The following is a 12,053-nucleotide window of genomic DNA, read 5'->3' on the forward strand; positions in this document are numbered from 1 at the left end:
TACTTATGTTCCATCGACGCCCTGGCGTGAAAGGACCTCTCTCCCTTTCCAGCCCTGCGGTTCGTGCATGGCTGTACCAGATTGTGGCGATTGTGGTCGTTCTTAGTATCGCCGCCTATTTAATTCACAACACCATTACCAATCTGAATAACCGGGGTATCACATCGGGGTTTGCGTTTCTCGAGCGCAGCGCCGGGTTTGGTATCGTTCAGCATCTGATCGATTATCAGGAAGGCGACACCTATGGCCGCGTTTTCCTGGTCGGCCTGATGAATACGCTGCTGGTTTCCGCGCTCTGTATCGTTTTCGCCTCGTTCCTCGGCTTTTTTGTCGGGCTCGCACGCCTGTCCGACAACTGGCTACTGCGTAAGCTTTCCACGATTTATATCGAAACGTTCCGCAATATTCCGCCACTGTTGCAGATCTTCTTCTGGTATTTCGCGGTGCTGCGCAATTTGCCAGGCCCACGGCAGGCCGTCAGCGCATTCGAACTGGCGTTTCTGAGCAACCGCGGGCTCTATCTACCCTCGCCGCAGGCGGGTGAAGGTGCGCTGGCCTTTGTCGGCGCAGTGATCATCGCGCTGGCGCTTTCCACCGGGCTTTATCGCTTTAATAAAAAGCACCAGATGAAGACCGGACAGCTACGGCGTACCTGGCCGACACTGCTGTTGCTTATCGTCGTGCTGCCGTTGCTGGCGCATCTGGCATTTGGCCCGGCGCTGCACTGGGATGTGCCTGCGCTGCGCGGATTTAACTTCCGCGGCGGGCTGGCGCTTATCCCGGAGCTGGCAGCCCTGACGCTGGCGCTTTCCGTTTACACCTCGGCCTTTATCGCCGAGATTATTCGCGCCGGGATTTTATCGGTCCCACATGGACAGCATGAGGCGGCACGTTCCCTGGGCCTGCCGAACCCGGTGACGCTGCGCCAGGTGATTATTCCGCAGGCGATGCGCGTCATCATTCCACCGCTGACCAGCCAGTACCTGAATATCGTGAAAAACTCGTCGCTTGCCGCCGCCATAGGTTACCCGGATATGGTGTCGCTGTTTGCGGGCACCGTACTGAACCAGACCGGCCAGGCTATTGAAACGATCGCGATCACCATGTCCGTTTACCTCATTATCAGTCTGACGATCTCGCTGCTGATGAACCTGTATAACCGGCGTATAGCCCTGGTGGAGCGCTAAACCATGACGACAAAAGCGATATCGCCAGCAATAGCGCGCCCGGTCAATCGCGGCGCGCTGGGATGGATGCGTAAAAACCTGTTCTCCAGTTGGGGAAACAGCCTGCTGACGCTGTTCTGTCTCTGGCTGATGTGGGAGCTGATTCCGCCGCTGCTTAACTGGGCGCTTTTGCAGGCTAACTGGGTGGGAAGCACGCGCGCGGACTGCACGAAAGACGGTGCCTGTTGGGTGTTCATCCACGCCCGCTTCGGCCAGTTTATGTATGGGCTGTATCCGCATGACGAGCGCTGGCGCATTAATCTCGCGCTGGTTATCGGTTTGCTTTCCATCGTGCCGATGTTCTGGAATGCGCTGCCGCGACGCGGTCGCTATATCGCCTGCTGGGCGGTGGCGTATCCCATAGTGGTGTGGTGGTTGATGTATGGCGGTTTTCTTGGGCTTGAGCGTGTGGAAACCCGCCAGTGGGGCGGCCTGACGCTGACGCTGATTATCGCCTCTGTGGGGATCGCCGGTGCGCTGCCGCTCGGCATTTTGCTGGCGCTGGGGCGGCGTTCCCGGATGCCGGTCGTGCGGGTGCTGTCGGTTATCTTTATTGAGTTCTGGCGCGGCGTGCCGCTTATCACGGTGCTGTTTATGTCATCGGTAATGCTGCCGCTGTTTATGGCGGAAGGAACCAGCATCGACAAACTCATCCGCGCCCTGGTCGGGGTGATTTTGTTCCAGTCCGCCTATGTGGCGGAAGTGGTACGCGGCGGGTTACAGGCGCTGCCTAAAGGGCAATACGAAGCGGCGGAATCGCTGGCGCTGGGTTACTGGAAAACGCAGGGGCTGGTTATTCTGCCACAGGCGTTAAAACTGGTGATCCCGGGCCTCGTGAATACGATCATTGCCCTTTTTAAGGACACCAGTCTGGTCATTATTATCGGCCTTTTCGATCTGTTCAGCAGCGTGCAGCAGGCAACGGTCGATCCCGCCTGGCTCGGGATGTCGACGGAAGGCTACGTTTTCGCCGCGCTGATCTACTGGATCTTCTGCTTTAGCATGTCGCGCTACAGCCAGCATCTGGAAAAGCGCTTTCACACCGGGCGTACACCGCACTGAGGATAACCATGAGTCAAATAACACTGCAGCCTGCCGACGCGATGATTACGCTGGAAAACGTCAATAAATGGTACGGCCAGTTTCATGTGCTGAAAGATATCAATCTGAAGGTAAAACAGGGGGAGCGCATTGTACTTTGCGGACCATCGGGCTCCGGGAAATCAACGACGATCCGCTGTATTAATCATCTGGAAGAGCATCAGCAGGGCCGCATCATCGTGGATGGCATTGAGCTTAATGACGATCTGCGCAATATTGAGAAAGTACGTACTGAAGTGGGCATGGTATTTCAACATTTCAATTTGTTCCCGCATTTGACTGTGTTGCAGAACTGTACGCTGGCACCAATCTGGGTACGTAAGCTGCCTAAAAAAGAGGCCGAAGCGCTGGCGATGCATTATCTGGAAAGGGTGCGCATTGCGGAACATGCGCATAAATTTCCGGGGCAGATCTCGGGGGGGCAGCAGCAGCGCGTAGCCATAGCCCGCTCTCTGTGTATGAAGCCTAAAATCATGCTGTTTGATGAGCCGACTTCAGCACTTGATCCTGAGATGGTAAAAGAAGTGCTGGATACGATGATTAGCCTGGCAGAATCCGGCATGACTATGCTGTGCGTGACGCACGAAATGGGGTTTGCGCGAACGGTTGCCGACCGGGTTATCTTTATGGATCGCGGTGAGATTGTGGAAGAGGCGCCGCCGCAGGAGTTCTTTTCCAGCCCGCGTTCAGAACGTACCCGTGCGTTTCTCTCTCAGGTTATTCACTGAGATAACCCTTTCACTGATTCACCCCGCTCGTCTGAGCGGGGTTTTTTAATAATCAGCTACGTACGAAAAGCAGGGCGCGGCAGCATGAAAGAAAGCGCCGGTGAGGGAAGTGGTGCGGAGGGCTGGCGGGAAAAAACAAAAAAGCCCCATGCTTTCGCATGAGGCTTTTCCGTTTGTTTAATGCCTGGCAGTTCCCTACTCTCGCATGGGGAGGCCCCACACTACCATCGGCGCTACGGCGTTTCACTTCTGAGTTCGGCATGGGGTCAGGTGGGACCACCGCGCTACAGCCGCCAGGCAAATTCTTTTTAAATGCCGAACTTTAACCGAAAAACTGGTGCTGATACCCAGAGTCGAACTGGGGACCTCACCCTTACCAAGGGTGCGCTCTACCAACTGAGCCATATCAGCACACTAAATTTGATGCCTGGCAGTTCCCTACTCTCGCATGGGGAGGCCCCACACTACCATCGGCGCTACGGCGTTTCACTTCTGAGTTCGGCATGGGGTCAGGTGGGACCACCGCGCTACAGCCGCCAGGCAAATTCTGTCCGTCCACCGCGTACCGCCATGAACGTTTATCCGTCACAAGCTGAATATCATCTCTCAACACGCCAGACTTCTTTGGCGTTGTAAGGTTAAGCCTCACGGTTCATTAGTACCGGTTAGCTCAACGCATCGCTGCGCTTACACACCCGGCCTATCAACGTCGTCGTCTTCAACGTTCCTTCAGGAGACTTAAAGTCTCAGGGAGAACTCATCTCGGGGCAAGTTTCGTGCTTAGATGCTTTCAGCACTTATCTCTTCCGCATTTAGCTACCGGGCAGTGCCATTGGCATGACAACCCGAACACCAGTGATGCGTCCACTCCGGTCCTCTCGTACTGGGAGCAGCCCCCCTCAATTCTCCAGCGCCCACGGCAGATAGGGACCGAACTGTCTCACGACGTTCTAAACCCAGCTCGCGTACCACTTTAAATGGCGAACAGCCATACCCTTGGGACCTACTTCAGCCCCAGGATGTGATGAGCCGACATCGAGGTGCCAAACACCGCCGTCGATATGAACTCTTGGGCGGTATCAGCCTGTTATCCCCGGAGTACCTTTTATCCGTTGAGCGATGGCCCTTCCATACAGAACCACCGGATCACTATGACCTGCTTTCGCACCTGCTCGAGCCGTCACTCTCGCAGTCAAGCCAGCTTATGCCATTGCACTAACCTCCTGATGTCCGACCAGGATTAGCTGACCTTCGTGCTCCTCCGTTACACTTTGGGAGGAGACCGCCCCAGTCAAACTACCCACCAGACACTGTCCCCACGCCAGATTATGGCGCCAGGTTAGAACATCAAACATTAAAGGGTGGTATTTCAAGGTTGGCTCCACGCAGACTGGCGTCCACGCTTCAAAGCCTCCCACCTATCCTACACATCAAGGCTCAATGTTCAGTGTCAAGCTGTAGTAAAGGTTCACGGGGTCTTTCCGTCTTGCCGCGGGTACACTGCATCTTCACAGCGAGTTCAATTTCACTGAGTCTCGGGTGGAGACAGCCTGGCCATCATTACGCCATTCGTGCAGGTCGGAACTTACCCGACAAGGAATTTCGCTACCTTAGGACCGTTATAGTTACGGCCGCCGTTTACCGGGGCTTCGATCAGGAGCTTCTCTTGCGATAACCCCATCAATTAACCTTCCGGCACCGGGCAGGCGTCACACCGTATACGTCCACTTTCGTGTTTGCACAGTGCTGTGTTTTTAATAAACAGTTGCAGCCAGCTGGTATCTTCGACTGACTTCAGCTCCACCCGCAGGGGCTTCACCTACATGTCAGCGTGCCTTCTCCCGAAGTTACGGCACCATTTTGCCTAGTTCCTTCACCCGAGTTCTCTCAAGCGCCTTGGTATTCTCTACCTGACCACCTGTGTCGGTTTGGGGTACGATTTCGTGTTACCTGATGCTTAGAGGCTTTTCCTGGAAGCAGGGCATTTATTGCTTCAGCACCGTAGTGCCTCGTCATCACGCCTCAGTGTTAAAGACAACCGGATTTGCCTGGTCATCACACCTACACGCTTAAACCGGGACAACCGTCGCCCGGCCAACATAGCCTTCTCCGTCCCCCCTTCGCAGTAACACCAAGTACAGGAATATTAACCTGTTTCCCATCGACTACGCCTTTCGGCCTCGCCTTAGGGGTCGACTCACCCTGCCCCGATTAACGTTGGACAGGAACCCTTGGTCTTCCGGCGAGCGGGCTTTTCACCCGCTTTATCGTTACTTATGTCAGCATTCGCACTTCTGATACCTCCAGCATGCCTCACAGCACACCTTCGCAGGCTTACAGAACGCTCCCCTACCCAACAACACACAGTGTCGCTGCCGCAGCTTCGGTGCATGGTTTAGCCCCGTTACATCTTCCGCGCAGGCCGACTCGACCAGTGAGCTATTACGCTTTCTTTAAATGATGGCTGCTTCTAAGCCAACATCCTGGCTGTCTGGGCCTTCCCACATCGTTTCCCACTTAACCATGACTTTGGGACCTTAGCTGGCGGTCTGGGTTGTTTCCCTCTTCACGACGGACGTTAGCACCCGCCGTGTGTCTCCCGTGATAACATTCTTCGGTATTCGCAGTTTGCATCGGGTTGGTAAGCCGGGATGGCCCCCTAGCCGAAACAGTGCTCTACCCCCGAAGATGAATTCACGAGGCGCTACCTAAATAGCTTTCGGGGAGAACCAGCTATCTCCCGGTTTGATTGGCCTTTCACCCCCAGCCACAGGTCATCCGCTAATTTTTCAACATTAGTCGGTTCGGTCCTCCAGTTAGTGTTACCCAACCTTCAACCTGCCCATGGCTAGATCACCGGGTTTCGGGTCTATACCCTGCAACTTAACGCCCAATTAAGACTCGGTTTCCCTTCGGCTCCCCTATACGGTTAACCTTGCTACAGAATATAAGTCGCTGACCCATTATACAAAAGGTACGCAGTCACCCTCTTACGAAGGCTCCCACTGCTTGTACGTACACGGTTTCAGGTTCTGTTTCACTCCCCTCGCCGGGGTTCTTTTCGCCTTTCCCTCACGGTACTGGTTCACTATCGGTCAGTCAGGAGTATTTAGCCTTGGAGGATGGTCCCCCCATATTCAGACAGGATATCACGTGTCCCGCCCTACTCATCGAGCTCACAGCCTGTGTGCCTTCGTGTACGGGGCTGTCACCCTGTATCGCCGGCCTTTCCAGACCGTTCCACTGACACACAAGCTGATTCAGGCTCTGGGCTGTTCCCCGTTCGCTCGCCGCTACTGGGGGAATCTCGGTTGATTTCTTTTCCTCGGGGTACTTAGATGTTTCAGTTCCCCCGGTTCGCCTCACAGCACTATGTATTCATGCTGAGATAGTGCAACGAATTGCACTGGGTTTCCCCATTCGGACATCGCCGGTTATAACGGTTCATATCACCTTACCGGCGCTTTTCGCAGATTAGCACGTCCTTCATCGCCTCTGACTGCCAGGGCATCCACCGTGTACGCTTGTTCGCTTAACCTCACAACCCGAAGAAGTCTTCGTGCTGCGAGTTTGAGAGACTCTGACACACCGCGCATTCCCTGTTTACGGAAGAATGCAGCAGCATGTCTGTTTCAATTTTCAGCTTGTTCCGGATTGTTAAAGAGCAAATACTTCGCAGTATACTCAGTGAGTACACTCTGAAGTGATGGTGGAGCTATGCGGGATCGAACCGCAGACCTCCTGCGTGCAAAGCAGGCGCTCTCCCAGCTGAGCTATAGCCCCATCGTAGTTAAACCTCTTCAACTCCTGAGGAGTTGGTAGGCCTGAGTGGACTTGAACCACCGACCTCACCCTTATCAGGGGTGCGCTCTAACCACCTGAGCTACAAGCCTGTAGAGGTTTTGCTTCTTTACTTTCTATCAGACAATCTGTGTGAGCACGCGAGGTTGTATCTTGCAGGTAAGGAGGTGATCCAACCGCAGGTTCCCCTACGGTTACCTTGTTACGACTTCACCCCAGTCATGAATCACAAAGTGGTAAGCGCCCTCCCGAAGGTTAAGCTACCTACTTCTTTTGCAACCCACTCCCATGGTGTGACGGGCGGTGTGTACAAGGCCCGGGAACGTATTCACCGTGGCATTCTGATCCACGATTACTAGCGATTCCGACTTCATGGAGTCGAGTTGCAGACTCCAATCCGGACTACGACGCACTTTATGAGGTCCGCTTGCTCTCGCGAGGTCGCTTCTCTTTGTATGCGCCATTGTAGCACGTGTGTAGCCCTGGTCGTAAGGGCCATGATGACTTGACGTCATCCCCACCTTCCTCCGGTTTATCACCGGCAGTCTCCTTTGAGTTCCCACCATCACGTGCTGGCAACAAAGGATAAGGGTTGCGCTCGTTGCGGGACTTAACCCAACATTTCACAACACGAGCTGACGACAGCCATGCAGCACCTGTCTCAGAGCTCCCGAAGGCACTCCCGCATCTCTGCAGGATTCTCTGGATGTCAAGACCAGGTAAGGTTCTTCGCGTTGCATCGAATTAAACCACATGCTCCACCGCTTGTGCGGGCCCCCGTCAATTCATTTGAGTTTTAACCTTGCGGCCGTACTCCCCAGGCGGTCGACTTAACGCGTTAGCTCCGGAAGCCACGCCTCAAGGGCACAACCTCCAAGTCGACATCGTTTACGGCGTGGACTACCAGGGTATCTAATCCTGTTTGCTCCCCACGCTTTCGCACCTGAGCGTCAGTCTTCGTCCAGGGGGCCGCCTTCGCCACCGGTATTCCTCCAGATCTCTACGCATTTCACCGCTACACCTGGAATTCTACCCCCCTCTACGAGACTCAAGCCTGCCAGTTTCGGATGCAGTTCCCAGGTTGAGCCCGGGGATTTCACATCCGACTTGACAGACCGCCTGCGTGCGCTTTACGCCCAGTAATTCCGATTAACGCTTGCACCCTCCGTATTACCGCGGCTGCTGGCACGGAGTTAGCCGGTGCTTCTTCTGCGAGTAACGTCAATGGCCAAGGTTATTAACCTTAACCCCTTCCTCCTCGCTGAAAGTACTTTACAACCCGAAGGCCTTCTTCATACACGCGGCATGGCTGCATCAGGCTTGCGCCCATTGTGCAATATTCCCCACTGCTGCCTCCCGTAGGAGTCTGGACCGTGTCTCAGTTCCAGTGTGGCTGGTCATCCTCTCAGACCAGCTAGGGATCGTCGCCTAGGTGAGCCGTTACCCCACCTACTAGCTAATCCCATCTGGGCACATCTGATGGCATGAGGCCCGAAGGTCCCCCACTTTGGTCTTGCGACGTTATGCGGTATTAGCTACCGTTTCCAGTAGTTATCCCCCTCCATCAGGCAGTTTCCCAGACATTACTCACCCGTCCGCCACTCGTCAGCAAAGCAGCAAGCTGCTTTCTGTTACCGTTCGACTTGCATGTGTTAGGCCTGCCGCCAGCGTTCAATCTGAGCCATGATCAAACTCTTCAATTAAAGTTTGATGCTCAAAGAATTAAACTGTTAGTTCGTAATGAATTAACTGTTGTTCACTTGAGACTTGATATTCGTTTATCGTCCGAAGACGTTAAGATATCAGCGCCCCGAGTGCCCACACAGATTGTCTGATAAATTGTTAAAGAGCGGTGCGACGCGGCTTTCAGCCTGCTGTCGCGAGGTGGCGTATATTACGCTTTCCTCTTTCAGAGTCAACCCTTAATTTCAGGATTTTTCTCTTTCTGACTCACCGTCGCTGTGTGATGTTCTTCATCAGCGCCGTGTCGATGGAGGCGCATTATAGGGAGTTCTCTTTTCGCCGCAACAGGAAAATGACATAAAAATGACTGACTGCTGCATTCCCCAGCAAAACCCCGGTTTATACGCATTTGCACACAGAGTTATCCACAAAGCACTCCACTACCTAAATTTTGCGAGCGCCACGCAAACGTTTTCGCTACAATGCAGCCCTGCTACTGAAGCGCTATTTTTTTAAGGAGCGTCAGCTGAATTTCAGTAAAAAAGCTGAGATTCAGCTAACGCTCTTCTGTAATGATCAAATCCAGGGGATTTATACATGCAACAACCTCGTCCTGTACGCCGCGCTCTGCTCAGCGTTTCTGACAAAGCCGGTATCGTCGACTTCGCCCGCGCGCTCTCTGACCGCGGCGTTGAACTCCTCTCTACTGGCGGTACGGCAGGCCTCCTGGCGCAGGCTGGCCTGCCGGTGACGGAAGTCTCCGACTACACCGGTTTTCCGGAGATGATGGACGGTCGCGTCAAAACGCTGCACCCGAAAGTGCATGGCGGTATTCTGGGACGCCGCGGCCAGGATGACGATATCATGGCGCAGCACGCTATCTCCCCGATTGATATGGTCGTAGTCAACCTTTACCCGTTCGCACAGACCGTCGCGCGTGACGGCTGCACGCTGGAAGATGCGGTTGAGAATATCGACATCGGCGGCCCGACCATGGTCCGCTCCGCCGCCAAGAACCATAAAGATGTGGCTATCGTAGTGAAGAGCAGCGACTACAGCGCCATCATTGAAGAGCTGGACGCCAATAACGGCTCGCTGACCTTCGATACCCGCTTCGATCTCGCCATCAAAGCTTTCGAACACACCGCCGCCTATGACAGCATGATAGCCAACTACTTCGGCAGCCTGGTTCCGGCTTATCACGGTGAAACATCAGCGCCTTCCGGCCGCTTCCCGCGTACGCTTAATCTGAACTTCATTAAAAAGCAGGATATGCGCTACGGCGAAAACAGCCATCAGCACGCTGCCTTCTATATAGAAGAAGAAATTAAGGAAGCCTCCGTCGCGACCGCACAGCAGGTTCAGGGCAAAGCGCTCTCTTATAACAACATCGCCGACACCGACGCGGCGCTGGAGTGCGTAAAAGCCTTCAGTGAACCGGCCTGCGTTATTGTCAAGCACGCTAACCCGTGCGGCGTTGCCGTTAGTGACTCGATTCTTGAAGCTTACAATCGCGCGTATAAAACGGATCCAACCTCCGCCTTTGGCGGCATTATCGCGTTTAACCGCGAGCTGGACGCCGAAACCGCGCAGACGATCATCTCTCGCCAGTTCGTTGAAGTCATCATTGCGCCCTCCGCCAGCGAAGAAGCGCTGAAGATAACCGCAGCGAAGCAAAACGTGCGCGTGCTGGTTTGCGGTGAATGGCAGGCTCGCGCAGCGGGCCTGGATTTCAAACGCGTCAACGGCGGCCTGCTGGTTCAGGACCGCGATCTTGGCATGGTGACGGAAAGCGATCTGCGCGTTGTGACTAAACGCCAGCCGACCGAACAGGAACTGCGCGACGCGCTCTTCTGCTGGAAAGTGGCGAAGTTTGTAAAATCGAATGCGATTGTTTACGCCCGCAATAACATGACCATCGGTATTGGCGCCGGCCAGATGAGCCGCGTCTATTCCGCTAAAATCGCAGGCATTAAAGCTGGCGACGAAGGCCTGGAAGTCAAAGGCTCGGCGATGGCCTCCGACGCGTTCTTCCCCTTCCGTGACGGTATCGACGCCGCAGCCGCCGTGGGTATCACCTGCGTGATCCAGCCGGGGGGTTCGATTCGTGACGATGAAGTTATCGCCGCCGCCGATGAGCACGGCATCGCTATGATCTTCACCGACATGCGCCACTTCCGCCATTAATAACGGAGCAACGATGAAAGTATTAGTTATTGGCAACGGCGGGCGCGAACATGCGCTGGCCTGGAAAGCCGTCCAGTCGCCGCTGGTTGAAACCGTCTATGTCGCGCCAGGTAACGCAGGCACCGCGCTGGAGCCTGCACTGCAAAACGTCGCTATCAACCCGACGGATATTCCAGCGCTGCTCCGTTTTGCGCAGCGTGAAAATATCGATCTGACCATCGTCGGGCCGGAAGCGCCGCTGGTTATCGGCGTGGTGGATGCATTCCGCGCCGCCGGTCTGAAAATATTCGGGCCGACCAAAGGCGCCGCACAGTTGGAAGGCTCCAAAGCGTTTACCAAAGATTTCCTGGCGCGCCATCGTATTCCGACGGCGGAATACCAGAACTTTACCGAGACGGAACCTGCGCTCGCGTATATCCGAGAAAAAGGCGCGCCAATTGTTATCAAAGCTGACGGTCTGGCGGCGGGCAAAGGCGTTATCGTCGCGATGACGCTGGATGAAGCCGAAGCGGCCGTTCACGATATGCTGGCGGGCAACGCGTTTGGCGATGCCGGTCACCGCATCGTGGTTGAAGAGTTTCTTGATGGCGAAGAAGCCAGTTTTATCGTGATGGTGGATGGCAAGCATGTTGAACCGATGGCCACCAGCCAGGATCACAAGCGCGTCGGCGACGGCGATACCGGTCTGAATACGGGCGGGATGGGCGCTTACTCTCCGGCGCCGGTCGTGACCGATGAAGTCTTCCAGCGCACCATGGAGCGCATCATATGGCCTACCGTGCGCGGCATGGCGGCGGAAGGCAACACCTATACCGGTTTTCTTTATGCGGGCCTGATGATCGACAAACAGGGCAACCCGAAAGTCATTGAGTTTAACTGCCGCTTCGGCGACCCGGAAACCCAGCCGATTATGATGCGCCTGCAGTCCGATCTGGTGGCGCTCTGTCTCGCTGCCTGCGACGGCAAACTCGACACCGTAAAATCGCAGTGGGACTCGCGCCCGTCGCTTGGTGTGGTGATGGCCGCCGGCGGCTATCCGGGCGATTATCGCACCGGCGATGTGATCCACGGCCTGCCGATTGAAGAGATTGCCAGTGGCGACGGCAAAGTCTTCCACGCCGGTACCACATTGCGTGACGATGAGCGCGTTGTAACCAGCGGCGGTCGTGTACTGTGCGTGACGGCACTCGGCGATACTGTTGCCGATGCGCAGGCGCGGGCGTATCGCTTAGCGGAAGATATTCACTGGGATGACTGCTTCTGTCGTAAAGATATCGGCTATCGCGCTATCGCGCGTGAACAGGCGCAATAACCCGCCACGCCGTTG

Annotated in this window: 5 protein-coding genes, 3 tRNA genes and 4 rRNA genes; 5 read left to right on the forward strand and 7 right to left on the reverse strand. The window is 55.1% G+C overall.

Annotated elements, in window-relative coordinates:
* The first annotated feature begins 5 nt into the window (after positions 1 to 5).
* The 3 genes from BJP61_RS19745 to BJP61_RS19755 are packed head-to-tail and all read left to right on the forward strand — an operon-like array spanning position 6 to position 3,055.
* The gene (locus BJP61_RS19745) at positions 6 to 1,187 is read left to right on the forward strand and encodes an amino acid ABC transporter permease (protein WP_171999166.1); all 1,182 of its coding nucleotides are present in this window, start codon (positions 6 to 8) and stop codon (positions 1,185 to 1,187) included.
* A 3-nt stretch (positions 1,188 to 1,190) separates the two neighbouring features.
* Positions 1,191 to 2,288 (forward strand): amino acid ABC transporter permease, encoded by a 1,098-nt coding sequence (locus tag BJP61_RS19750; protein WP_171999168.1) that lies wholly within the window; start codon positions 1,191 to 1,193, stop codon positions 2,286 to 2,288.
* Positions 2,289 to 2,296: 8 nt separating this feature from the next.
* Positions 2,297 to 3,055: an amino acid ABC transporter ATP-binding protein gene (locus BJP61_RS19755; protein WP_171999170.1), complete on the forward strand. Its 759-nt coding sequence runs from the start codon at positions 2,297 to 2,299 to the stop codon at positions 3,053 to 3,055.
* Between the two features lie 182 nt (positions 3,056 to 3,237).
* Here the strand turns inward: BJP61_RS19755 and rrf (BJP61_RS19760) are convergent.
* From rrf (BJP61_RS19760) to BJP61_RS19790, 7 genes are all read right to left on the reverse strand, one after another.
* A 5S ribosomal RNA gene (rrf, locus tag BJP61_RS19760) occupies positions 3,238 to 3,353 on the reverse strand.
* 37 nt (positions 3,354 to 3,390) lie between these two features.
* A tRNA-Thr gene (locus BJP61_RS19765) sits at positions 3,391 to 3,466 on the reverse strand.
* Between the two features lie 14 nt (positions 3,467 to 3,480).
* A 5S ribosomal RNA gene (gene rrf / locus BJP61_RS19770) occupies positions 3,481 to 3,596 on the reverse strand.
* Positions 3,597 to 3,689: 93 nt separating this feature from the next.
* A 23S ribosomal RNA gene (locus tag BJP61_RS19775) occupies positions 3,690 to 6,593 on the reverse strand.
* 169 nt (positions 6,594 to 6,762) lie between these two features.
* A tRNA-Ala gene (locus tag BJP61_RS19780) sits at positions 6,763 to 6,838 on the reverse strand.
* 33 nt (positions 6,839 to 6,871) lie between these two features.
* Positions 6,872 to 6,948: transfer RNA gene (locus BJP61_RS19785), tRNA-Ile, on the reverse strand.
* 68 nt (positions 6,949 to 7,016) lie between these two features.
* A 16S ribosomal RNA gene (locus BJP61_RS19790) occupies positions 7,017 to 8,559 on the reverse strand.
* Together the 16S, 23S and 5S rRNA genes with 3 tRNA genes alongside form the textbook arrangement of a ribosomal RNA operon.
* A gap of 577 nt (positions 8,560 to 9,136) precedes the next feature.
* Between BJP61_RS19790 and purH the strand changes: the two genes are divergently transcribed.
* The gene (purH, locus tag BJP61_RS19795; protein ID WP_171999172.1) at positions 9,137 to 10,726 is read left to right on the forward strand and encodes a bifunctional phosphoribosylaminoimidazolecarboxamide formyltransferase/IMP cyclohydrolase; all 1,590 of its coding nucleotides are present in this window, start codon (positions 9,137 to 9,139) and stop codon (positions 10,724 to 10,726) included.
* Between the two features lie 13 nt (positions 10,727 to 10,739).
* The gene (gene purD, locus BJP61_RS19800) at positions 10,740 to 12,038 is read left to right on the forward strand and encodes a phosphoribosylamine--glycine ligase (protein ID WP_075193627.1); all 1,299 of its coding nucleotides are present in this window, start codon (positions 10,740 to 10,742) and stop codon (positions 12,036 to 12,038) included.
* Positions 12,039 to 12,053: the final 15 nt, after the last annotated feature.

Source organism: Cronobacter sp. JZ38 (assembly GCF_008932145.1).
GTDB classification, from domain to species: Bacteria; Pseudomonadota; Gammaproteobacteria; order Enterobacterales; family Enterobacteriaceae; genus Cronobacter; species Cronobacter muytjensii.

Bases quoted from the DNA above. Each gene is read 5' to 3' on its own strand.
- BJP61_RS19745 (WP_171999166.1), top strand. From the start codon at position 6: ATGTTCCATCGACGCCCTGGCGTGAAAGGACCTCTCTCCCTTTCCAGC.
- purD (WP_075193627.1), top strand. From the start codon at position 10,740: ATGAAAGTATTAGTTATTGGCAACGGCGGGCGCGAACATGCGCTGGCC.
- BJP61_RS19755 (WP_171999170.1), top strand. From the start codon at position 2,297: ATGAGTCAAATAACACTGCAGCCTGCCGACGCGATGATTACGCTGGAA.
- BJP61_RS19750 (WP_171999168.1), top strand. From the start codon at position 1,191: ATGACGACAAAAGCGATATCGCCAGCAATAGCGCGCCCGGTCAATCGC.
- purH (WP_171999172.1), top strand. From the start codon at position 9,137: ATGCAACAACCTCGTCCTGTACGCCGCGCTCTGCTCAGCGTTTCTGAC.